At 50.4% G+C, this 23,402-nt stretch carries 24 protein-coding genes and 1 tRNA gene; 9 read left to right on the top strand and 16 right to left on the bottom strand.

Translation table 11 applies throughout. The features are described 5' to 3' along the window. Positions 1-332: 332 nt before the first annotated feature. From hisE to hisG, 8 genes are read right to left on the bottom strand one after another with little or no spacing between them, the layout of a single operon-like run. Positions 333-614, bottom strand: a complete 282-nt coding sequence (gene hisE, locus ACWIZX_RS04230; RefSeq protein ID WP_322791296.1) for a phosphoribosyl-ATP diphosphatase — start codon at positions 612-614, stop codon at positions 333-335. After that, positions 614-952, bottom strand: coding sequence for a phosphoribosyl-AMP cyclohydrolase (hisI, locus tag ACWIZX_RS04225; RefSeq protein WP_322791295.1), 339 nt, complete (start codon positions 950-952; stop codon positions 614-616). The genes hisE and hisI overlap by 1 nt, the downstream gene beginning before the upstream one ends. Further along, the gene (hisF, locus tag ACWIZX_RS04220; RefSeq protein ID WP_322791294.1) at positions 949-1,740 is read right to left on the bottom strand and encodes an imidazole glycerol phosphate synthase subunit HisF; all 792 of its coding nucleotides are present in this window, start codon (positions 1,738-1,740) and stop codon (positions 949-951) included. Before hisF ends, hisI begins: the two co-directional genes overlap by 4 nt. Next, the gene (locus ACWIZX_RS04215) at positions 1,730-2,482 is read right to left on the bottom strand and encodes a 1-(5-phosphoribosyl)-5-[(5-phosphoribosylamino)methylideneamino]imidazole-4-carboxamide isomerase (RefSeq protein WP_322791293.1); all 753 of its coding nucleotides are present in this window, start codon (positions 2,480-2,482) and stop codon (positions 1,730-1,732) included. The genes hisF and ACWIZX_RS04215 overlap by 11 nt, the downstream gene beginning before the upstream one ends. A 17-nt stretch (positions 2,483-2,499) precedes the next feature. Next, positions 2,500-3,114 carry an imidazole glycerol phosphate synthase subunit HisH gene (hisH, locus tag ACWIZX_RS04210; RefSeq protein WP_322791292.1) on the bottom strand — a complete coding sequence of 205 codons (615 nt, stop codon included), beginning with the start codon at positions 3,112-3,114 and terminating at the stop codon, positions 2,500-2,502. After that, a complete protein-coding gene (gene hisB, locus ACWIZX_RS04205; RefSeq protein ID WP_322791291.1) occupies positions 3,107-3,721 on the bottom strand; it encodes an imidazoleglycerol-phosphate dehydratase HisB in 615 nt (204 codons plus the stop codon). Before hisB ends, hisH begins: the two co-directional genes overlap by 8 nt. Continuing rightward, positions 3,718-4,854 (bottom strand): histidinol-phosphate transaminase, encoded by a 1,137-nt coding sequence (hisC, locus tag ACWIZX_RS04200; protein WP_322791290.1) that lies wholly within the window; start codon positions 4,852-4,854, stop codon positions 3,718-3,720. The genes hisB and hisC overlap by 4 nt, the downstream gene beginning before the upstream one ends. Next, positions 4,851-5,888 carry an ATP phosphoribosyltransferase gene (gene hisG / locus ACWIZX_RS04195; RefSeq protein ID WP_448334900.1) on the bottom strand — a complete coding sequence of 346 codons (1,038 nt, stop codon included), beginning with the start codon at positions 5,886-5,888 and terminating at the stop codon, positions 4,851-4,853. Before hisG ends, hisC begins: the two co-directional genes overlap by 4 nt. A gap of 334 nt (positions 5,889-6,222) precedes the next feature. Between hisG and ACWIZX_RS04190 the strand changes: the two genes are divergently transcribed. Next, positions 6,223-6,423: a hypothetical protein gene (locus ACWIZX_RS04190; protein WP_448334899.1), complete on the top strand. Its 201-nt coding sequence runs from the start codon at positions 6,223-6,225 to the stop codon at positions 6,421-6,423. A 209-nt stretch (positions 6,424-6,632) separates the two neighbouring features. Here the strand turns inward: ACWIZX_RS04190 and ACWIZX_RS04185 are convergent. Continuing rightward, positions 6,633-6,705, bottom strand: a tRNA-Thr gene (locus tag ACWIZX_RS04185). A gap of 50 nt (positions 6,706-6,755) precedes the next feature. Here ACWIZX_RS04185 and ACWIZX_RS04180 point away from each other — a divergent pair. After that, the gene (locus tag ACWIZX_RS04180) at positions 6,756-8,042 is read left to right on the top strand and encodes a glycosyltransferase (protein WP_448334898.1); all 1,287 of its coding nucleotides are present in this window, start codon (positions 6,756-6,758) and stop codon (positions 8,040-8,042) included. 11 nt (positions 8,043-8,053) lie between these two features. Here the strand turns inward: ACWIZX_RS04180 and ACWIZX_RS04175 are convergent, their stop codons facing one another. Both ACWIZX_RS04175 and ACWIZX_RS04170 read right to left on the bottom strand, forming a co-directional pair. Beyond that, complete coding sequence (locus ACWIZX_RS04175; RefSeq protein WP_322791286.1) at positions 8,054-8,869, bottom strand: hypothetical protein; 816 nt, start codon at positions 8,867-8,869, stop codon at positions 8,054-8,056. A gap of 143 nt (positions 8,870-9,012) precedes the next feature. Continuing rightward, positions 9,013-9,699, bottom strand: a complete 687-nt coding sequence (locus tag ACWIZX_RS04170) for an FHA domain-containing protein (RefSeq protein ID WP_322791285.1) — start codon at positions 9,697-9,699, stop codon at positions 9,013-9,015. Positions 9,700-9,890: 191 nt separating this feature from the next. Between ACWIZX_RS04170 and ACWIZX_RS04165 the strand changes: the two genes are divergently transcribed. Beyond that, the gene (locus tag ACWIZX_RS04165) at positions 9,891-10,844 is read left to right on the top strand and encodes a serine/threonine protein kinase (RefSeq protein ID WP_448334897.1); all 954 of its coding nucleotides are present in this window, start codon (positions 9,891-9,893) and stop codon (positions 10,842-10,844) included. Here the strand turns inward: ACWIZX_RS04165 and ACWIZX_RS04160 are convergent. The 3 genes from ACWIZX_RS04160 to ACWIZX_RS04150 form a co-directional block, all read right to left on the bottom strand. Then, positions 10,841-13,606, bottom strand: a complete 2,766-nt coding sequence (locus ACWIZX_RS04160) for a glycoside hydrolase family 3 protein (RefSeq protein WP_448334896.1) — start codon at positions 13,604-13,606, stop codon at positions 10,841-10,843. The genes ACWIZX_RS04165 and ACWIZX_RS04160 overlap by 4 nt on opposite strands. A 65-nt stretch (positions 13,607-13,671) precedes the next feature. Next, positions 13,672-14,427 (bottom strand): glycerophosphodiester phosphodiesterase, encoded by a 756-nt coding sequence (locus tag ACWIZX_RS04155; RefSeq protein ID WP_322791282.1) that lies wholly within the window; start codon positions 14,425-14,427, stop codon positions 13,672-13,674. Further along, a complete protein-coding gene (locus tag ACWIZX_RS04150; RefSeq protein WP_448334895.1) occupies positions 14,424-15,764 on the bottom strand; it encodes an AAA family ATPase in 1,341 nt (446 codons plus the stop codon). The genes ACWIZX_RS04155 and ACWIZX_RS04150 overlap by 4 nt, the downstream gene beginning before the upstream one ends. 134 nt (positions 15,765-15,898) lie before the next feature. Between ACWIZX_RS04150 and ACWIZX_RS04145 the strand changes: the two genes are divergently transcribed. After that, positions 15,899-16,582, top strand: coding sequence for a glycosyltransferase family 2 protein (locus ACWIZX_RS04145; RefSeq protein WP_322791280.1), 684 nt, complete (start codon positions 15,899-15,901; stop codon positions 16,580-16,582). Between the two features lie 19 nt (positions 16,583-16,601). On the opposite strand, the gene recJ is transcribed toward ACWIZX_RS04145, so the two are convergent. Both recJ and alr read right to left on the bottom strand, forming a co-directional pair. Next, positions 16,602-18,302, bottom strand: a complete 1,701-nt coding sequence (gene recJ / locus ACWIZX_RS04140; protein ID WP_448334894.1) for a single-stranded-DNA-specific exonuclease RecJ — start codon at positions 18,300-18,302, stop codon at positions 16,602-16,604. Positions 18,303-18,304: 2 nt separating this feature from the next. After that, positions 18,305-19,492, bottom strand: coding sequence for an alanine racemase (gene alr, locus ACWIZX_RS04135; protein WP_322791278.1), 1,188 nt, complete (start codon positions 19,490-19,492; stop codon positions 18,305-18,307). Positions 19,493-19,552: 60 nt separating this feature from the next. Between alr and tgt the strand changes: the two genes are divergently transcribed. From tgt to ACWIZX_RS04110, 5 genes are read left to right on the top strand one after another with little or no spacing between them, the layout of a single operon-like run. Next, positions 19,553-20,674 (top strand): tRNA guanosine(34) transglycosylase Tgt, encoded by a 1,122-nt coding sequence (gene tgt, locus ACWIZX_RS04130; RefSeq protein WP_448334893.1) that lies wholly within the window; start codon positions 19,553-19,555, stop codon positions 20,672-20,674. Then, complete coding sequence (uppP, locus tag ACWIZX_RS04125; RefSeq protein ID WP_448334892.1) at positions 20,671-21,495, top strand: undecaprenyl-diphosphatase UppP; 825 nt, start codon at positions 20,671-20,673, stop codon at positions 21,493-21,495. The genes tgt and uppP overlap by 4 nt, the downstream gene beginning before the upstream one ends. 31 nt (positions 21,496-21,526) lie before the next feature. Then, on the top strand, positions 21,527-22,213 hold the full coding sequence (locus ACWIZX_RS04120; protein WP_448334891.1) for a substrate-binding domain-containing protein: 687 nt from the start codon (positions 21,527-21,529) through the stop codon (positions 22,211-22,213). 53 nt (positions 22,214-22,266) lie between these two features. Further along, the gene (locus ACWIZX_RS04115) at positions 22,267-22,467 is read left to right on the top strand and encodes a MoaD/ThiS family protein (RefSeq protein ID WP_322791274.1); all 201 of its coding nucleotides are present in this window, start codon (positions 22,267-22,269) and stop codon (positions 22,465-22,467) included. Next, entirely contained in the window at positions 22,464-23,402 is a 939-nt protein-coding gene (locus ACWIZX_RS04110; protein WP_322791273.1) for an ATP-binding protein, read from the top strand. Before ACWIZX_RS04115 ends, ACWIZX_RS04110 begins: the two co-directional genes overlap by 4 nt.

Below are 23,402 nucleotides of genomic sequence, written 5' to 3'. Positions count from 1 at the left end.
ACGCCATAACGACCGCCTTACCGCAAGTGCTGTGATCACTCTGATCTGCGGCGCAATGTCGAGGCAAAAAAATTGGCTCCGCAGTTCCGCTTGCCGGAAAAGCGGTGCCAAAAATCATCCAGCCGCCGTTTGGCTGCCGGATTTTTTCGTTACAGCATTTTTAAGGTGCGTAACGGACAGACGCATGCCTTGCCAGGGCAACTTTCGGGTCAGTGCAAACTGATGTAGTCTGCCTGTAACCGGGCAATGGATTGACCTAATTATAATCGTAATTTGCTCGAATGGAAGACTTTTTCCTTTTCAATTTAATTTTGATGGGGAATATTTTTTCCTTATCCACCATGTCGGCGGCGTAATTCAGCCTCAATTTCTCCCAGTGAGATTCCTTTCAGCGTTAACATCACCAGCAGATGATAGAGCAAATCACTGACTTCCTCTACGATCCGCCGGTTACCCTGCCCCTTGCCGGCCAGAATGACTTCAATTGCCTCTTCGCCGATCTTTTTATAAATTTCATCTTCACCACTGGCAAATAATTGACTGGTGTAAGATCCCACACGGGGATTCTTGCGCCGATCTTCTATGACTTCTCTCAATTCATCTAAAAACAACATTATTTTCCATCCTCCTTGTCAACCGGATTATGAAAACAGGTAATCATGCCGGTATGACAGGCCGGCCCTTTTCGCAACACCCTTACCAATAACGCATCCCGATCACAATCGGCAATGATTTCCACCACCTGCATAAAATTTCCGGATGTTTCACCCTTTTTCCATAAACGCTGACGACTGCGCGACCAGAAATGCACCAGTCCTGTGCTGCGGGTCAGCTCGTAGGACTCGCGGCTCATCCAGCCCAGCATCAACACCTGTTGACTGAAGGCATCCTGGATAATCGCAGGCAGCAACCCCTTCTCATCGAATTGCAATTCATCAGCCTGGTTCATCATCCTTCTCCTTTCTCCAATAGACGTACAGGAATACCCTTTTGAAACAGATACGCCTTAAGATCGGGAATTTGAATCACCCCATCGTGGAACAGTGTGGCAGCCAGAGCAGCATCCGCCCCGCCTGCACTCAGAATTTCAGCAAAATGTTCCATCTCACCTGCCCCACCGGAGGCAATAATCGGCACCGGCAGGTTCTGACTAAAGGTGCGGGTCAGTTCAATGTCATAACCAGCGCGTGTCCCATCCCGGTCCATACTGGTTAAGAGGATTTCGCCTGCCCCCAAACCCACGGCTTGCTGTGCCCACTCCAGCGCGTCCAGCCCGGTTGGTGTTCTGCCGCCGTCTACAATCACTTCCCAGCCTGCCGAGACTCCCTCACCCCCCATACGCCGCCTTACATCCACAGCCAGAACAATACACTGACTGCCAAAACGGTCGGCTCCTTCGCGTAGGATTTGTGGGTTGCGCACCGCTGCAGAATTAATGCTGATTTTATCCGCGCCGGCCAGCAGTAAACGGCGCATATCCTCAACACTGCGCACGCCGCCCCCCACCGTAAGCGGCATTCGGATTTCTTCAGCAACACGCGCCACCAGATCCACCACCGTTGTGCGTCCCGCAGGGGTTGCTTGAATATCCAGAAAGACGAGTTCATCTGCGCCCAACGCGTCATAAATAGCGGCCTGCCGGATTGGGTCGCCGGCATCGCGCAAGGAGATGAAGTTGATTCCTTTCACCACCCTGCCGTCTTTGATATCCAAACAGGGGATGATACGTTTAGCCAGCATCGGATACCTCCCGCAGCAATTCAGATAAATTCAATTCACCCGTGTACAAGGCTCTCCCAATAATCACCCCGGCCAGGCCGGCGGTTCTGGCTGCCTGAATATCCGCCTTGCGGCTCACTCCGCCAGCCAGTACCAGTCGAAGTCTTGAATCCGCCTTCAGCCAATCAGCCATCTGAGGATTTGCACCGCTCAACATTCCATCCCGTTCGACATCTGTAATCATCACCCAGCGCAAACCTTCATCCGCCAGTCCTTGAAGCCACTCTTCAAGCGGCAGAAGCGCGCTTTTCTGCCAGCCATGAGTTTGCATTATTCCCGCCCGCAAATCCACACTCACCGCGATTCGATCCGCTCCCCATTGGCGGATTGCATCTGCCACTGCTTGGGGCTGTTCAACGGCCAGTGTACCCAGAATCACTCGCTGGACTCCCAAATCTAACAAATCCCGAATTGCCCCAATCGTACGCAGTCCTCCACCCACCTGAATGTGCGCCTCAAGTGAAGAGGTTATTTCCAATATGCGGGCAATCGCCCTTTCGTTCTGCCTCGCCTGTTGTGTATCACCAAAAGCTCCGTCCAGATTAATGACATGCAGCCAACGCGCCCCAGCCTTTAAAAAACGATCAGCTACCTCGGCCGGATCATTACTGAATACGGTTTGGCGGGAAGGGTCACCCTCTTCCAGGCGCACCACCTTTCCACCGCGCAAATCAATCGCTGGAAATATTGTGAAATCTTCCATGTTCAAACCCCAACCAATCAGATAGACAGAAAATTCGATAACAGGCGTTCACCAACCTGCTGACTTTTTTCGGGATGAAACTGTACTCCAAACAATGCTCCCTCTCCAACGATGCTGGCAAAATCCACCACATAATCCGTGAAAGCCAGAATTTGCGATACCTTCTGAGGTACACAATAATAACTGTGATTGAAATACGCATAAAAACCGGAAGAAAGCCCTTTGGTCAGCAATGATTGGCGTGAAAACCACACCTGATTCCAGCCGGTATGGGGCACCTTGAAGGATGGAGATTCCTCAAAACGCACCACAGCTCCCGGCAGAATGCCAAGCCCTTCAAAACGCCCCAACTCCTCGCTCACCTCCATCAAGGCCTGCATACCCACACAAATTCCCAGCAGCGGACGGCCGCGCCGGATGAATTCCTTAAGGGCGTCTTGCAAGTGATTCTGGTTAATTCCCTGCATGAATTCTCCAAATGCCCCAACCCCCGGCAAAACGATTCGTTCTGCCTTCAAAACTTCCTCAGCCAGCGAGGTCACCCTGACTGATGCGCCAATTTTGGTCAATGCACCGACCACCGAACGCAAGTTGCCGGTGCCGGCATCCACCACCACCACCTGATCAGACATTCAACGCTCCCTTTGTGGAAGGTATTTCTCCCATGCGGCGCGGATCCAGCCGACTGGCTGCGCAAAGCGCTCTTCCCAGCGCTTTGAACACAGCTTCCAGCTGGTGATGACCATCTTTACCATACAGTACCTTTACGTGCAGGTTGCAGCGGGAACGGAGTGCAAACGATTCAAGAAAATGCTCCCACAGACTGGTCGGGACGCCGCCAATTTGATCAGCAGCCCAGCGGGCGCGGATGACACTGTATGGCCGGCCCGAGAAATCTACAATCACTCGCGCCAGACTGTCATCCATCGGTGCGTATTGTACCGCCATGCGCACCAACCCTTTTCGGTCACCCAGGGCACGGTCAAACGCTTCACCGATTACCAAACCGCAGTCTTCAACAGTATGGTGAAAATCCACCTCCAGATCACCCTGAGCCTCCAACTGTAGATCAAATAAGCCATGAAAAGCCACCTGAGCCAGCATGTGATTAAGAAACCCAATGCCGCTTTGAATCTGGAATTGTCCCGTTCCATCCAGATTCAATTGCAAATTGATTGAAGTTTCGCGGGTCTGGCGGCTGAGGGAAACGAAACGGCCTTTTGTTTCCACCGTGGTCATAAGTGCTCTTCCTCCATTTCTTTCAAAGCTTGAAACAGGACATCATGATGCTGGGGCAATCCAATGCTGACACGGATAAAATTTTGCAACAAGGGTGTGTCAAAATAACGCACAAAGATGCCTTTTTTCATCAACTCCGCTTTCACCGCCTTTGCAGAACGTCCTTTCACGCGGCAGAGAATAAAATTTGCCTGCGAGGGGATCGGCTCCAGCCAGTCAATTTGAGCAAGTAATTGATATAAACGCACCCGCTCCGAACGGATTTTTTGCACGCGTTCGATCAGGCAAGTTAAGTCTTGCAGTGAGGCAATTGCTGCAGCGCTTGCAGCAACACTGACGTTATAAGGCTGTTTCACTTTCCATAAAACCGGCAACATCCACTGTGGAAACACACCAAAACCCACCCGCAGTCCTGCCAGGCCGGCCCATTTGCTAAACGTCCGCAGAACGACTAAATTATCACGCTTCAGTGGTTGATGAATTTGAGAAGCCTGCTCGCCTAGCTGTCCGCCATCACTGAATTCAATGTAGGCCTCATCCAGTACGACCAGGATACCCCATCCTAAAATTTCTTCCAGTTCCAGCGGGGTCAACATTCCACCATCCGGGTTGTTCGGCGATGCCAGCAAAATGGCAGATGGTTTATTATCCCTTACCACTCGCCTCATCTCTTCGAGATTCAGGCTGAAATCACGGTTACGAGGGATTTCCAGCGCCTGTCCGCCATTGATACGCGCGTCAAAGGCATACATCCCAAAAGTTGGCGGTGCAACCAGCACCGAGTCGTTCGGGCGTAAAATCACACGTAAAATCAAATCAATTAATTCATCCGCGCCTGCCCCCGCCACAATATGTTCAACGGGTACACCCATATAGGCAGCAATAGCCTGGCGGAGAGCCCGGCTTTCAGGGTCCGGATATATGTTGCCCCAGCGCAGATCAGCCAGCGCCTTTTTCGCTTGAGGCGCAAGGCCGTAAGGATTTTCGTTGGCATCCAGTTTAATTATTTGCTCGGGGCTTCTGCCCACCCGTTCTGCAATCACCTCAAACGGTTCAATCGGCACATAGGCAGGAATTTGCTCAAACCGACGACTGACCTGCTCTTGTAAGTCTTTGATGAGCGGCTGTTTCATTTTATTAAGCCCCCTTCAAGATCAGATAATTCCGGCGGTTGATCAAGACGCAGTGCCTGCGTCATCTTCAGGCAACGCGGGGGTTCTTCATCAAAAATATAGGTGACTGGCACAACCACCACGCCGCTCCCGCCAACCGCGCGCAGTTCGTTCACCGCCCGGTAAATATCATTCTTTTCGACGACCACATGCACGGCATACCAGTCTCCATTGCCGTGAGGTGTGAAAACCGGTGAGATGGTCGGCCCTTGTAAACCATGTAATGTGCTGTGGTCAAAAATGCGCTGAGCCACAGCCTGGGCAGAGGTGCCGCGCATATTGGCAAACACCGAGTAATTGGTACTGCCTCGTAAATGAGCTTCAATCAATTCCAGCAAATTGCGGGCAAGCGATTGGGCTGCTTCACTGGCCTTCAATCGGTAAAAATTCGCAATCAGCACTGCCTGAGAGTTTAGAATTTGCCCCCCTTCAATCACCTTCAGGCGATTATCCCGCAGCGTTTGCCCGGAAGCCACCAGATCACTGATCACATCGGCATATCCAATCGCCGGAGCCGTTTCGAGAGTGCCTTCGGCTGAAATCAGTGTAAAAGGAATTGCATACCTGCTTAAGAATTTTCCGGTCAGGCGCGAAAACTTGGTCGCAACCCGCAGCGGACGTCCTAACCGGCGGGTGTAGGTTTGCAGTCCTTCCATCGTTGTCACCCCCTCCCAGCTTTCCGGGATAGCCAGACTCAAGGTGCAGCCCCCAAAACCCAATGCCTCATGCAAAATCAGTATGGAGGTCGGCTCGGGGTTCTTTTCCATCACCATATCCAGGCCGGTAATCCCAAAATCAACACTACCATCCGCCACGCTGGCCACAATATCGCCCGGTCTTTGAAAGAGAACTTTCAAATCCGGCAAATCCGGTAATACGGCTTCATACTGGCGTGGATTTGGCTTATATACTTGTAGACCGCAAGATTCCAGAAAAGTCAGCGCGTCTTCAGATAGACGTCCTTTAGAGGGGAGAGAGATACGGAAAGTTGTCATAAAATACCTGCCTCACAAAATTCATAAATAAAAACCCCCGCCGATTGGCGGGGGTTGGCTGGATGACGCAAAACCTGACTCAACCACTCACCGAATCGGACAGCGGAGGTATATGGCGAAATGATGATGATGCAGTGAATTGGGAGATGTCATGTCAGGTTTCATGGTTTTATTTTAATGACAGGAGTCTGCAATTGTCAAGCAATTTCCACATTTGATATTAAGAAGGTTTATACAATTTTGTTGATCATAACAAATTTCTCATTCAGCAACTTTTTTCCCCACTTTTCGTAAAAGGAGTGTGAAGTGAGAGAAGTGAGAAAGGAAAAAACAAGTGGACAATCGCCCCGGCTGCTTATCTGGTTTATTGAAATTGTTCCTCCTGGACCGCCTGTTTAACTGGTTGCAATCCAGAATTGGGTTTGGAAGTGGTTCCTGCCTTGGCTGTGGTTGCGGTGTGTTTCTGCTGATTTTGTTTTTCCTGCTGGCACTTTCGGTCATTACCGGAACCGATTGGTTGCGCATTGGCTTTTAAGTTGACCCTGATTCACGCCTTCAGAGGTTGAGGTTTAATGACCCGCCTGTGATTTTGGCATCCATTTAAGGTTTGGATTTCATTAATCCGTTGCCTTTCAAAAAAAAACACGCAACGGTCTCCTCACCGGTACAGTCAAATACTGCTTGCCTTTAAGGTTCTACAACTCAAACCCTGTTGGTTACTTTATAGTAGAGTAGAATCAAAAGAGCCACCGAAGGGACTCGAACCCTTGACCAGACGTTTACGAAACGCCTGCTCTACCGTCTGAGCTACGGTGGCGTGGTTCGAATTATACCAGCACACAGATTTTTCGGGCAAGGATTTTTCCAATGAACGTTGCCATGATCTCCTACCACACCTGCCCTTTGGCTACCCTGGGCGGTAAAGATACCGGCGGAATGAATGTGTATGTGGCTGAATTGACTCGATTTTTAGGGAAAGCCGGCATCCATGTGGATGTCTTTACCCGTTCCCAGGATGAACACGTTCCGCATGTTTTGCATAACCTGGGTTACGGTAATCGGGTTGTTCACATTCCCGCCGGACCGGAAATCCCTCTCCCCAAAAAGGAACTTGCCAGTTATCTGCCGGATTTTGTTCAAGGCATCCTCAATTTTACCCGTACAAAGGGATTGCAATATGATGTCATTCACAGCCATTACTGGATGTCCGGAATCGCAGCAGAAAAGCTCAAAGCCGAGTGGAACACACCCATCATCCATATGTTCCATACTCTCGTTCTTATGAAAAACCGGATCGCCCGTTCACCAGAAGAAGTCGAAGGGGATTACCGGCTGGAAGGAGAACGGAGAATTTTACAAACCGCTGACCGTATTATCGCTGCCACACCGGCAGAGCAATCTCAACTGGAATTTCTATATGGAGCCAATTCTAAAAAACTGCGCGTGATTCCTCCCGGTGTGGATTTGAGCCGCTTTTATCCCATTCCGCGCGATGAGGCACGTGAGGTCATCGGTGTCCCCATCAAAAACCGGATGATCTTGTTTGTGGGGCGAATTGAACCACTCAAAGGGTTGGAAACGCTCATCCGCGCCGTTGCCTGGATGCAGCAAGCCTCCGAACTGCTTTGCTGTCCACATTCTCTGGTAATTGTTGGTGGCGATCCGGAGGAGAGTGAGCTCAGCGTCAACGCTGAAATGGCCCGCTTACAAAATCTCGTCAAAAGCTTGGGTTTGCGTGATTTCGTCCTGTTCCTCGGCAAACGCGACCAGGAATCGTTGCCCTATTACTACTCCGCTGCCGATGTCGTTGTTGTTCCTTCACATTATGAATCGTTTGGCATGGTTGCTCTGGAAGCAATGGCGTGCGGTACACCGGTAGTGGCTTCCCAGGTGGGGGGGTTGGCCTTCCTGGTTCAGGATGGCATAACCGGTTTCGTCATCCCCGATGGTGAGCCGGAAATTCTCGGCAACCGCCTGAAGGAACTCATCCTCAACCCCGAACTGCGGGATCGGTTGGGAGAACAGGCAAACCTGCTGGCACAATCCTACTCCTGGGAACGAATCGCCAGCGAAATCAAGTCGGTTTATCTGGAAGTGTTGAATCTACCACCCGGAGGAGAACGCGGAACTACACGCTTCTATTCTCCGATATAAGCCAGTGAATCTTAAAGCGGCATTCGGAAAAATACAATCATCACCATCAATGTACAGAACCAAATCCCCACCGCAGCCCACAGATGATGAACCCGACTTTCGGCTTTTAAGAACATCCACATCAGGAAAAAGATCAAGCCAGAAAGCGAAATAAATCCGGTCAGATAATAACTCCACTGGAAAAACTCAAAACTTTCAGCCAGAAAAGCGTGAATACCCAACCAGAATCGCAGCGTCCAATCAACCAGAAACACAAAAGCCAGAAACCTCAACCCCAATGGAAAGACGGTTTTCCACAAGGTTGTAACGACCAGAACAGCCAAAAGCAGAATCATAGCCTCAACTTCCATTGAAACGGTAATTTCCCCCAAACGCCCGGAAGTATTGACCGCAAACCACAACAAAAGACCGGAAATCACTCCATACCAGGCGCGTGTAATTTCATCAAAGCGCAATTGCACACATTTGCCTAATGTGTAAACCCCCCCGGCGAGAATAATCAATGTATAGATTAGTAATCCCGGTGTACCGAAAACAATTTTGACCGGTATAAAAAGAAGATTGAACAACAGGGTCAGCAAAATCATCACCAGGGCCGGCAAAATACCGTCATACAACTTGCTTTTCCACAACCTTGGCCCAAACCAGTTCTGTTCAAATAGAGCGGGAATATTCAACTTAAACACTTTATAGAAACGGCCTTCTACCGGCTTGGTTTCATTCAGGCCGCTTTCGTAACCTGAAACAGCGACCGATTGCCTGAACGAATAAAGGGTTGAATCTTTTGTGGGGGATGAATCTTGTACGGACTGGAGGCGTTTCAACATAGTGATCTTCCCGCCTTAAAACAAACATCGAATTGCAGAAATTTCTTGAATTAATACTAAACCAAAGCCGGTTCACAATCAATTGTTCAAACTTACAATTTGTTTTCAGTTTTTTTAGGGTAGTTTATCAGGTCCCAAATCTATCAAAGCGCAGACGGAGGATTGTCCAGCCGCAATCCGTACCCGCGCACCGTGATCAGATAAGCGTGATTGGGGTCTAACACCGCCAAACGATCTCTTAACCGTCTCACCAGCGCATCTAAAGCCTGTTCTGAAACACCTACGGCTTCCTCATCCCCCCATACTGCCAAGACCAGATCCTGTCTTGAAACAACTTTTCCTTCGTTGTCATATAACGCTTCCAAAAGTCGAAATTGGGGAACCGAAAGCGGTGGTAAAAGTTCCTCTCCATTGACCCATACCCGCCGCGAAAGTTTATCCAAAACCAACCGTTTATTGAATTCATGTTTCACTTCTTCAATGGGTAATTCAAATTCAGTTCCCAACGGCAAGGTTGAATCGGAACTAAGGTATACAAAATACTGAACCAGTGCAATTTGAACCACATCACCATCTTGAAGAACAACCGGTTCTTCAACTCGTTTGCCATTTCGGTACGTTCCATTTTTGCTGGAAAGATCGTGAAGAATGGTTCGATCTGCACGCACTTCAAAGCGGGCATGATAGCGTGAAACCTGCCGGTCCGGAATGACCAGATCACAATCCTTTTCACGCCCAATCGTCATTCCATCAAAAATATCCCACCGCTTTCCGTTCAGCGGTCCACTCTGTGCAATCAGTATTGGTTGATCAACGAGATGTGAATCCACTGCCCGTCTCCAAAGTACAGGATTGGGAATGATTGCCTCACCCAGTAAGGTATAATATATCAAAGAATCGACACTTTGTGTAAAAGTAATTTTCAGGCATTCTGGTTACGCGCCGAAAATGAAGCCAGATTGCCTAATCCCATCAAACAGGGATTGGACCAATGCCCTTGCCTCTAAAATCTGGAGAAGTCTTGCGGGGTCGTTATCGCATTGTCCGTATTATCGGGCAAGGCGGTATGGGCAGCATTTACCTTGCAGATGATCTGCGCCTGGAAGGGCGTCAGTGCGCCCTCAAAGAAGTTGAACACGACCGTTCGCTACCTCCTGATTTATTGCAAGAGGCTCGCGAACAGTTTTTCCGCGAAGCCACTGTTCTGGCAAGATTGGATCATCCCAATTTACCCAAAGTTTCCGACTTTTTTTCCACCGGTTCGCGCGATTATCTTGTCATGGATTTCATCCCCGGCCGAGATCTGCGCACCCTCATGCTGGAAGCCAAACAACAAAACCGTTTCCTTTCTGAAGCCGAAGTTCTCAATTGGGCTGACCAGCTGGCCAGCGCACTTTCCTACCTTCACAGTCAAAACCCGCCCATCCTGCACCGCGATATCAAACCGTCCAACTTAAAAGTGACACCCAGCGGGTTGTTAAAACTGGTGGACTTTGGGCTGGTTAAGGTACTTGCCCCAGGGGAAGTGACCATTACCGTTCTTCAAGGACAGGGAACCGCACTCTACACTCCGCTTGAACAATATGGCGGGGATAGCGGGCATACCGATGTGCGCAGCGATATCTACGCCTTTGGTGCAACTCTCTACCACCTCTTGACCAATGAACCCCCTGCGGATGCCCGCGAACGCTTCCTCGACCCCAGCCGGTTGATTCCACCCCGCCAAATCAATCCCGATATCTCCCTGCGAACGGAACGCTGTATTTTATGGGCAATGGGTCTTCATCCGGATGAGCGCCCCGAGTCAGTAGAGGTTTTCCGTAAAAGCCTGCTGGGAGACCGACATACCTTCCCACTGCTCAAAACACAAACCACATCACCGTGGAGTTTCATCAATTATCCGCTGGAGCAAAGTCTCATTGCCATTACCGCCTTCCTCATGGTTCTCAGTCTTTTGATGACCTTGCTGCGTTAATTTTTTCGGTTTGGTGGCTGGGCTTTTTGTAAACGCATCTGCCACAACCACCCAATCCCCCAGCCACTTAACAAGCCGACCAGACTGGTGATGACCACTCCCCATCGGCCAGCCTGTTCAAACGGCGCTAATGGCACAAACCAACCGCTGACCAGATAAAGATATGCCACAATTCCCCCAATGACTGCCATCATTCCCCAACGGAAGCCCCAACGCAATGAAACCCGCCGCTGCCCAATGAAGGCAATTCCTGCGCCGCCTCCCCCAACCATCAGCAGCATAATGATCCAATCGCTAAACCCATAATCAACCGTTACCTCAGTAATCTCCTCCACATCCTCAGTAGGTTGGATCGTTGGCGTAATGGTCGGTGTTGGTGTTGAGGTGGGCTGTGGAGTGGGAACATCGGTGGAAATATTGGCTTCGCCGTTTTGGGTGTTGATGGTAATGATCTGGGAAGTCATTGCCGGTTCGCTGACTACACGAATTTCAATGGTTGCCGGGAGAGTTATGCGGTAGCTTGCTCTGGCAATTCCTCCGGTTGTCACGGTTTCAATTTGTTGAGTTGCACCGCTCTCGCCCAATGTATTGATCATAAAACGGACGATGGTGCCATCCGGTACTGGATTGCCGTTTTGATCAATGATCACCCCCGTTCGAAACGGCACCACATCCCCCACCTTAAACTCTGGGATTTGGGTTGGTTGAGGTGTGGTGGTCGTTGTAGCTTCCACATTTTCAGTGGGAGGCGGAAAATCAAAATATAGCGGAATGACCTGAAGCGGGTTGGGTGAAGTAACCCGAATAATATCGTAACCGATACCAGGAATGGAAACTGGAGAAGCCCCGTTAGCGCTTTGCTCCTGAAACAGAATTCGGGCTGCCGTATCCACAAATGCCGGTATTTTACTGTACAAACCGTAATAGGCAGTTAATTTGGCGATATCGGTGGCATCCAGTAAATAAGGCGCCCCAAAGGCAAAAACAATCACCTTTTTATTGACAATCAAATCGGGGCGCTCATTCAATAATCGCCTCAAGGCTTGCGATTCTGGACGCGTGGAGATATCCCCCGTCAACGCGAAAACCACCCATTCAGCATCTGCCAGATTAACCCCCAGCGCGGCTAAACCCTCCGGATTATTCAAATAAGTGTTGAGATCGAGAAAAGAATAAGAAAACAGGTATCCCTGAATGATCGACCCACCCGCCGCTGGGCCGTACAAACGGATTACGGCATTTTTCAGGCTGTCAACCGACAAAATCCACTGATCTCCGCATGTGCTGCACTGACGGGCATTGACGACATCGGTGAAAAAGATGATCTGATCGCGGCTTTCCGGCGGGCGCGGCAGACGGATATTTAATTCCGCGGCTGAAGGGCTGAGCAGCGTTGCTGCCTTACGGGCAACTTCCAGCGCTACCGATTGTGAACGACCTACCTCCGCCAGCTGGCTGGCTGGCGGAAGGACCCTGTCCACGCGAAACTCGCCAAACAGACGCAATTTCAATTTCAAAATACGTTCCACCGATTGATCCACTCGTTCGGCGAAGGCAGGATCTTCGCGGTATTTTTGTGCGAACGAATCCACAACCCGCATGATGGTGGTAGCGCTATCCGGGTCCGTAGGTTCGATGAAATTGTTCAAATAAAGCAGATCGTTTCCGGCAAGGAAGGCGTTTCTGGCAACCGCCCGGGCATCAAAGGTTTGGCCGGTAGGATCATAGAACCGCCTCACTGCATTACTGCCTAAATTATCACTGACAATAACCCCCCCTTGTTGATACCATGTCGCTGCCGGCTCCAGCGTTAACACCTGGCGCATCGCCTCTGCGTCCAGGCTGACTGGTGGTGTAATTTCGCGGATATTTTCCTGCAAACCCTGATAGCGGATGTGCGAAACCATCACCCCATCAACGCGGGCTTTGCTCTCCATATCTGCCTGCATGGAAGCAAAAAACGGTGCCAGTTCAATTTGACGGAGCGCGTCCAGTGACTTGCGAACGGTTGCTACTTCCTCCTCCGGCAAACGGTCAGAGGCCCCTCTTCCGGGAAAGTGCTTGGCTATTACTGCCATTTGATCGCGGCTGCCCTGGTGCAGGCCGCGCACGTAAGCTTTGCCCATTTCCCCCACCCAAAAAGGATCACCCCCAAATGTTCGAACGCCAAGGGTGTTGGCTGAGGTCGCCGTGACTTCTAACACATCCAGGGAAGGCCCCAAATATAAATTAAATCCAATCGCCCGCAGTTCCTTTCCCATAACATTACCAACGGCTTCAGCCATGGAAGGATTCCAGGTCGCCCCAATAGCCATCAAACTGGGCAGGGATGTCATGCCACTGAAAATTTGGTCATTGGGGTAGAGATCTCCTTCTTGTGAAATGCCAATGAACAGGGGAATATAGGGGAGTGTTTGGGAACCGGCGCTACGGTCTTGAGTTTGCGAAGCGTCCCAAACATGATTTTGTAAAGCGCGGATCAGCTCAGCCGCTTTTGGCACGGTATTACCCGCCACTTCAAAATTATCATTGTCGGCCCGCAGAACAACACCTCCCACTTTATAATCAACGATAAGTTTGTAAACTGGTGAATCGCGCCGCGCATCGGTGCCTTTGAAAGTCACCAAAAACAACTGGCCGACCTTTTGTTCCGGCGACATTTGATCCATGATCAGCCTGACGCGGGTATCCAATTCGCTTTGCGGCTCAAACGCCGCGTGAGCAACGAAATTCTGCCGCGTGCCCAAAGCAGCCTGTGCCATGATAAACACAAGGAATACAAGGATATTCAAACATTTCCGGATGGACGGGAAGAACTTTTGCATGCTCACATTTGATTTCGAATTTTCTGGGCGGTAAGGGGATCATCGGTAAAAATCCCATCAACCCTATCCTGAAATAGCCGTTCAATATCCTGCGGTTCGTTCACCGTCCAGACATGAACACGCCGATTTCGCTGGTGTTCTTTTTGGATAAAACCCGCGCTGGCATCCTTTAAATTGGGGTGGATAATCTGAGGTGCAAACCATCTACCGATGAATGAACGTGCCAGCCATCCAGCAGTTCCTTCCAATGCCAGAATGCCCACCGGACAATCCGGCAGCTCCCGCCGGACCCGTATCAGATTAAATGGATTGAAAGACGAGAACAAAACCCATTCTTCGAGTTGATATTCTTTAACCAGCGTTGCTACCTTCTCTGGAAGTTGATCGCGCGGGGTCGCATAGTTCGTCAGTTCAACATTAATGAATAGTTTTTTACCCAATTCCTCAAATACCTGTCTTAGGGTGGGTACAGGCTCGCCTCGAAATTCCTCAGAAAAATGGCTGCCGGCATCCATTTGTTGAAATTCCCGCACGCTGAACTTCCGCACTTCTCCTTTTGCATTGGTAGTACGGTCAACTGTGGTATCGTGGATTACGATAACTTCACCATCCGCTGAAAGTTTGGCATCCAACTCAATGGCCTCCACCCCTTGCTGCGCAGCGAGGCGAAAGGCTGCCATTGTATTTTCGGGAGCATAAGCTGATGCGCCGCGGTGAGCAAAAATGACTGGTTTGGGTAGTTCAAAGAGTCGATTCATAATTCCACAAAGTAGGATTTAACTGCCCGGTCAATCAATTCTTTGGTCATTTCTGGTTCCATTCCAAGGTAGCGCGAAATATCCAGAATCTGGTCGCACAAATCCCGTGGATGCGAAGCACGCAACTTGCGGTTTGCCTTGATGTAGTACTCCTGCAACAGGTAGGCCAGCCCTTGATCGTTATAAGCAACTCCTTTTTGAGCCGCAACCCGCTTAAAAATTTCGCGGTACTCCTCGTAAGTCGGATCGGTAATCTCAATTTTATGGCGCAGGCGGCGCAAAAAGGCTTCATCTACCAGCTCTTTGGGCGGCAGATTGGTTGAAAAGATCACCAGCACATCAAACGGCACTTCAAATTTCCTGCCGGTGTGCAGACTCATGTAATCAATCCGGTTTTCAAGCGGCACAATCCAGCGGTTAAGCAAGTCACGAGGCCGCACCTGTTGCCGGCCGAAGTCATCAATCAGTAAAATCCCGCCGTTTGCCTTAATCTGGAAGGGAGCTTCATAGTATTTCAGGGTGTCATCAAAGACCAGATCAAGACCCGCCATGGTTAATTCACCGCCGGTGACGATGAACGGCCGCCGGATTTGAACCCAGCGCGGATCACGACGCACCGTGGAACGCATCCCACCCGTAGCTTGCACGGAGGCATCTTCTTCCCCCGCCAGTTGGTGGTTGACCGAATCATACAGGGTAATCACCTGACCATCCACGTAAATTGCGTAAGGGATGTACATTTTCTGAGCCTGAATCAGGTTTCCAATCGCGCGCGCTATGGTAGTTTTCCCATTCCCCGGCGGACCATACAGGAAAATGGACATTCCCGAATTGACCGCCGGTCCCAATCGCTGGTAAGTATCTTCGGAAAGAACCACATGGGAAAGCACCTGCCGCATCACCCGGTTCGTCACCTGCAGCCTGCCGCGGCTTTGCCGTCGAATTGCATCGTTGTACATCTCCAACGGTACAGGCGCCGGACCGGCATATTGCGAACGTTCGATAGCCTCTCTCGCCCGTGCAATACCCGCTCCCGTGATGGCATAAATGTAGGCGCCTTCCCCTACTCCGGTTTGTGAAGAACGCACCTCAATTAATTTTTCGCGCTTAAGCGCATCCAGAATCAGGCTGAGCACACCCGTAAACGGCAGGGCAATTTCTTCTGCCAGCTTGAAGCCGCTCATGTATCCCTGAAAGTAAAAAATTTTCAGCGCCAGGTCCTGAAGCCACAATGGATTTAAACCGGTATCTTCAATCGTGTTAATTGGCGGTGGCACAAATGGACCGGTGGCTACTGGTGTGGCTGCAGAAGTGGGCGGGCGAGTCATTTTGGTCATCCTACCCCTCCAGAGATCGTATGCATAACCATTTCATTTTTGAAATTTAATATCATGGAAATTCTCATAACGACATCCAAATTATAGCACGCCATGCCTTGTTGATTTGCTGTTCATCCTTTATAATTCCCGCCATGAAAATTTCTGTCATCATACCAGCATATAACGAACGAAATACAATCTCCGAGATCATCAAACGCGTTCAGGCAACAGGACTGGCTGATGAAATTCTGGTTGTGGATGACGGCTCCAAGGACGGAACCAGAGAAATTTTAAGTGAACTGCAACAGCAGGGACAAATCCGCACGATTTTCCACGAAAATAATATGGGAAAAGGCGCAGCCGTCAGAACCGGTATTCAGAATGCCAGCGGGGATGTGATCATCATCCAGGATGCCGATTTGGAATACGACCCGCGGGAATACCCCAATCTTTTGCAACCGATCCGCGACGGTATCGCAGAGGTAGTATACGGTTCGCGTTTTTTAGGCGCTGCCAGGCGTCCAATTTTATTTTGGAACATGGTTGCCAATAAACTGCTGACCACGTTCACCAACATCCTGTATAACAACATTCTCAGTGATATGGAAACCGGTTACAAAGTCTTCAAGCGGGATGTGATTAAGGATATTCCGCTTCATGCCCGCCGGTTTGAGTTTGAACCGGAGTTCACCGCCAAAATCCTCAAGCGCAAAATCCGCATCTACGAAGTGCCGATTGCCTTCAATCCGCGGGATTACTCGGAAGGCAAGAAAATCAAACTGTGGGATGCCTTTGAGGCATTGTGGGCATTAATCAAATATCGCTTCGTGGATTGATCATCCCCAAAAACACAATTCAGTCGCTGCCAGCCGGTTTGATATCCACCACATTGAGCTGCAAATTCTCGCGGCCGTTGTAGGTGTTCAGCTCAAAACGGTAGAGGATATCCACCTCTTTTGGTAAACCGGATTCCATCCAGTGCCCCTGCCGGAAAGCAACCGCATCATAGGTTATCCATCCATCGGTAACCAGAAATTTCAGGTGCTTGCCATCAGCCCCAATCGCCCGAGGGTTGAGAGTCCTGACATTGCGCGAAACAAAGTAAACCTCCGGATTATCCATTCCGGTTGGCTCCAATAGATGCAAATACTTCAAAAATTCGGGATGCAGTTCGCCCAGCGGCAACTCCACATCTGCCCGCAACACGGGACGTAAATCCAAATCCCCCAATTGATCAGCGGCAATTTTGGCCAGCCGTAGTTTAAGCTCAGGCAGGTGGTCTCGATGAATAGTAAAGCCCGCCGCCAGCGCATGCCCCCCATGATGCACCATCAGGTCTGCACAGGCATCCAACGCCTGGGTAACATGAAAAGCAGGAATACTGCGGCAGGAAGCCCGCACGTACTCACCGTTGATGGTTCCAACCACCGCCGGACGGTAGTAACTTTCGGTCAACTTGCCAGCCACCAAACCCACCACACCGGGGTTGAAACTGGTATCAAAGGCAAATAAAATTTCTTCAAATTCCTCTTGCTGGATGAGCTCTTCGGCTCGCTGCTGCATTTCAGCGGTTATTTTCTGTCTTTCACGATTCTGGTCATCCAAACGCTGCACCAGGAGCCCAATTTGTTGAACATCTCGTTCTAAAAGCAGCTGATAAGAAGCCAGCGCTGATTCCAACCGTCCGGCAGCGTTTAATCGCGGGGCTAAACCAAAGCCAATATCTGCTGTGCTCAGAGTCGAAGGCGTCAATCTGGCCGCCTGTGCCAGTGACCGCAGGCCCGCACGCCAACCACGCCTCAACTCCTTCAACCCTGCCCGCACCAGCATCCGATTCTCACCGGTCAAAGGCACAACATCCGCTACCGTGCCTAAAGCCACCAAATCCAGCCCAAATCCTTCATAAGGCAGTTCTTTCAAACAGCGCTGCACCAATGCCTGAGCAATTTTATAGGCCACCCCCACACCCGCCAGATTTTTCTCCGGGTATAGATCACCTTTTTGTTTGGGGCAAATCACAAACTGGGCTGCGGGAATTTGCTCCAATGGGTGATGGTGATCGCTGATAATTAAATCCAGCCCAATTTGCCTGGCATGTTCCGCCTCATCCAGTGAGCGAATCCCGCAATCCACGGTCAGCACCAGTTGTGTACCCTGCTCCCGCAAATAATTTAACGCTTCGATGTTTAACCCGTAACCTTCATCAAAACGATTGGGAATATAAGCTGTAACATTCCCACCAAGCAGCTGTATGATTTCCACCAGTAAAGCGGTTGCGCTGACTCCATCCACATCATAATCCCCATAAACTGCAATGGCTTCCTTCCGGTCAATTGCATAGGAAAGCCGTTCCACCACCCCATCCATATTCAACAGCAGCATCGGGTCATAAAAATTTTCACCCGGGTTGAGAAAAGCCATTGCCTGATCGGTGTTTTTAATACCGCGGTTATACAAAACCTGACGAAAGAAAGGAGGATAATAGCTTAAAGCCTGTTCGACCTCGGCAGGAATTTTTTCTGCAAGTTTCCAGCGCTTTGATGCAACTTTTTGCATGATTATCCTTTTCCCTCATCTGTATATAAAAATATCCGCGGCAGACGGTCTGCCATGCCGCATACCACTTCATAGTTGACCGTTCCCCATTCTCTGGCAACATCTTCAGCCGTGCGCTGAAGTGAACCCTGTTTTCCGATCAACACGACTTCATCCCCCACCTGCACACCAGCCAATCCATCCAGCGAAATCATGCATTGATCCATACATACCGACCCGACCACGCGAGTCTCTTTCTTGTGAAGAAGCACCTTATTACCCATCACCCGGCGGAAACCATCCGCATAACCAATCGAAATCGTGGCTATTTTTTCGGTTTTCGTCGTGCGATAGCGATAGTTATACCCAACCCCTTCGCCGGCTGCCAGATCTCGTATACTGGTAATCCGCGCCTTAAGGGTCAGCGCCGGCTTGAAAGTACCCGGCAACATGGTTTCGGGGGACGGATGCAGACCGTACAGGGCAATGCCGCAACGCACCATGTCATAAGCTGCCTGCGGAAAATTGAAAACCGCTGCAGAGTTGGAAGCATGTACCAGCGGCGGTTTGAGCCCGGCAGAGTGCAGACCGGCTAAAACTTCTTCAAACTTTCGGATTTGCCAATCGGTTGTATCCACCTCTGGCTCATCGGCACGCGCAAAGTGCGTAAAGATGCCCTCCAATTCCAAGCCGGGCAAACTTGCTGCCCAACGGGTAAAATCCAGTACTTCCTCTGGTGAAATACCCAATCGGTTCATGCCGGTATTGACCTTGAGGTGCACCTTCACCTTCATCCCGCGTGTATGGGTTAATTCCGAGTACTGCAACGCGGTCTGGCGGTCAAACAGGGTCAAACGGATATTTTCCTTCGCGGCTTCCAAAACATGCTCGGGCGGAGTATATCCCATTACCAGCACCGGCGCTAAAATCCAGTTAGAACGCAACCGCGCGGCTTCTTCAAAACGGGCAACCGCCAGCCATTCACCCCCAGCTCTGATCACCGCCTGTGAAACTTCAATCAACCCGTGCCCATAGGCATTGGCTTTGACCACCGCAGCCACCTTTGTCCGGCTGATTCGGCACAACTCCCGATAATTATTTTGAATTGCGCTTAGGTCAATTTCCAACCACGTTGTGAGGGCAGGGTGATTCATGCGGACAAGTATAAAACGGGCTTTGCTTTCCTGCAAGCCAAACAGAAGGTTTGCCAAATAACAGATTCCGGCTATAATCCGTTGAACTTTGTAATATCCTGTTCAGATATTGGTGGAATGACGAACTTCAACTTTGAACTAACCAGAAAAGATCACCATGCCCGTGCCGGCATTTTTCACACCCCGCACGGCGAACTGCTGACACCCGTTTTTGCGCCGGTGGGAACTCAGGGAACTGTTAAAGCCGTCACACCGGCTCAATTGAAAGAAATCGGTGTAAGCCTGGTTTTAGCGAACACCTATCATCTGTATTTACGCCCCGGCGCGGATCTGGTAGCCGAAATGGGGGGACTGCATCATTTCATGCAGTGGGATGCTCCGATTTTGACCGACTCTGGCGGTTTTCAAGTCTTTTCACTGGCGGGAATGCGCAAAATAGACGAAGATGGGGTAACTTTCAAAAGTCATATTGACGGCTCAATCCACCGCCTTACCCCTCAAAAAGCCGTTCAGATTCAAGAACAACTGGGTGCAGATATCATCATGGCATTGGATGAATGTGCACCACCGTATGACCGCGCCTACAACGAACAGGCACTTCGCCGCACGCACCTGTGGGCTGAAGGCTGCCTTTCCGCTCAAACCCGCCGCGATCAAGCTCTGTTTGGCATTGTTCAGGGGGGAATTTTTCCGGACTTGCGTGAGCAATCCGCCCGATTCATTTCCTCCTTAGGTTTTCCGGGTCACGCCATTGGCGGCCTTTCGGTGGGCGAAACCAAAGAAGAGATGCACCGCACGCTGGAGTTGGTCAACGATATTCTGCCGGAAGACAAACCCCGCTATTTGATGGGGGTCGGCTCCCCCGAAGACCTGATCAACGGCATCCGTCGTGGGGTAGATATTTTTGATTGTGTGCTTCCAACCCGGCTTGCCCGACATCAAGCTGCAATGACTCGCCACGGGCGCATTAACCTGATGAATGCCGTTCACGCCCGCGATCCCCGTCCGATAGATGAAAATTGCTCCTGTTATACCTGTACCCATTTCAGCCGGGCTTATTTGCGTCATTTGATTGTCGCCAAAGAAATGCTGGCTGCCACCCTTATCTCCATTCACAACATTGCCACATTAGTTTTTCTGGTACAGGATGCCCGCAAGGCAATTCTCGAAGGTACTTTTGAGCAATTTGCAGAGGAATTCCTCACCCAATACGCTCTCACAGAAAAGTCACAGGTATGAATTTTTTCCAGGCATTTGTACTCGGCATCATTCAGGGAATCACCGAATTTTTGCCCATTTCCAGTTCGGCTCACCTGGTACTGACCCCGTTCTTTTTCGGTTGGCAAATCCCGGAAGAGCAAATCTTCCCCTTCGATGTGCTGGTTCAGGTTGGTACTCTGGTTGCAGTAATTGTCTATTTCCGCAGCGACCTGCTGACCATTCTGAGTGATGTCATTCAAGGATTGATGAATCGTCAGCCGTTTACCTCATCCTCCTCCCGTTTAGGCTGGTTGTTATTGCTTGCCAGTCTGCCGGCTGGTATTGCCGGCATTTTGCTCAAGGATTTGGTTGAAGCCGCCTTCAAAAGCCCGGTGAATGTCGCCTTTTTTTTGATTGGAACTGCAGGTCTGTTGTGGATTGCCGAGAGCATTGGGAAACGCAACCGCACCCTTGCATCCATCCGCTGGTTGGATGCCATCTGGATTGGAGCCGGGCAGGCCCTTGCGCTCTTTCCGGGCGTTTCCCGCTCAGGTGCAACGATTTCCGCCGGCATGGCACGCCACCTTGAACGCCCCGCGGCAGCCCGTTTCTCGTTTCTGATGTCCATACCCATCATGACCGCCGCCGGATTAGTCGGTCTGGTTGATTTGTTTAGACTGTCCAATTGGACAGCCTTTCTGCCTGTTATGACGACCGGCTTTTTCACCGCAGCAGTGGTGGGATATTTAGCCATTCACTGGCTGTTGGGCTTTCTTGCCCGCCGCTCACTGCGTCCTTTTGCGGTTTACTGCCTTTCCCTGGCAGTCATCACATTGATTTTTTCCTATGCGGGTTTATAAGCACTTTTTAATGTGGGTTGCATCTTTGCTGATGACAGCATGCAGCGCCAACCCCATCCCATTACCCACCTCAACCCCTTTGCCTTCTGTACAGGTTCGGCTCGACCCGCTATTGGAGTGGTCAAAGTCCGCCATGCAAATGTGCAGCCGGCAAATCCCGGAACGCAATTGGGTCATCGTTCCCGCCGACGATCCTCTTTCGACCACTGGTGAATCAACCGTCCATATTTACTGGGGATCCGAAACGAACGGCTCGCAGAACACCTTTCTCCTCACCAGTGAGCATCTTGTAATTGTTGTCAACCCAACTCTTCCGGTTACAAGCCTGAGTCTTGCCGAATTACAAGACATTTTTAGCGGAAAAATTAACCGCTGGGATGAGATTGCCGAAGATCTGCCCGCTGCTGAAATCGAGGTGTGGTACTATCCCCCAAATCTCTCGATTATGGAAAACTTTTTTCGATGGAGCGGTTTGTCGTCAGAAAATTTATCCCCCTTGGGTTTGTTTGCCCCTCATCCCCTTGAATTACGCAATGCCATTGCAGAAAACCCGCTGGCAATCGGCATTTTGACAACCCGGTGGATGGATGATACAGTTGAAGGGATAACCATTGAAGGAAATCAGAACACCTCCGAATTCCCGGTACTGGCAGCCGTAACCACATCGGATGCTTTTCTTCAAGAATGGCTCTTTTGCCTTCAAAATCAAATCCGGTAGATGAGCACCTCCCCAGCCTGTGTTAAAATGATTAACCCCCTGAGGAGGTAATCATGCCGGTAATTTTGATTTATCGTAAACAAAAATTAGAGGTTGAAGGTACGCTCACCGTGCGCGAAGCGCTCCAGCAACTGGGGTTATCACCGGAAAGTCACCTCATCGTGCGCAAGGGTGAATTGCTGAATGATAACGACGTTTTACGCAACGGAGAGGAAGTCAAAGTCATTTCGGCAATTTCGGGAGGTGCACTTTGACCACAATTCGCTGCCATAAGTGTCACCAGCGCGCTGTGATTCGGATGCGTCAGCACCGCCTTGCACTCTGCAAGGACCATTACCCTCAATGGTTCATCGAACAGACCCAACGTTTCATCGAGAAGTACCAGATGTTCACCCCGCAGGATCGTATTCTGGTGGCAGTATCTGGCGGTAAAGATTCGCTTGCATTGTGGGACGTGCTCTGGCAATTGGGTTATGATGCCGAAGGTTTTTACATCAACCTCGGTATTGACGGAGAAAAGCTCTATTCCGACCAATCCGAGCAGGCTGCCCAAAAATTTGCCGATGAACGTCATCTGAAATTGCACATTTACCGGGTAGAAGAACAGCGCGGCGAATCCGTACCTGCCATCGCCCTGCGCACCCACCGCGGCCGACAAAAGCCCTGTGCTGTGTGCGGCTTAATTAAACGCCACACCATGAATCAGATGGCACGTCAACTGGGCTTTAATGTTCTGGCAACCGCTCATAATCTGGATGACGAGGTTTCTTTCCTGTTTGGAAATCTGCTCTCATGGAATCTGCGTCAGATTCCGCGGCAATCTCCGGTTTTGGAAGCAGAGGAAGGCTTTATCCGCAAAGTAAAACCCTTCATCCGCTTCTCGGAACGCGAAACCGCTGCCTATTCCATTGTGCGCGGTATTGAATACATCGAAGACGAATGTCCCTTTGCAGAGGGCAGCAAACAACTGCAATACAAAGAACTGTTGAACCGTCTTGAAGAGCAGCAACCCGGGGTAAAATTGCGCTTTCTGCTGGGTTTCTTCAATGCCATGCAGCAAGGCTTCATTCAGCCCATTGAAGACGAACAGGGGGAGGTTATCCTCAGCCCCTGCCCGTCCTGCGGTCAGCCCACCTCCACCGGTGGATTATGCGCAACTTGCCGCCTCTTCGAGGAAGATCACCGCTAA

It is taken from the genome of Bellilinea sp. (genome assembly GCF_053501535.1).
Note: the sequence above shows the minus strand (reverse complement) of the source record. Positions and strands in the feature narration are given on the sequence as shown.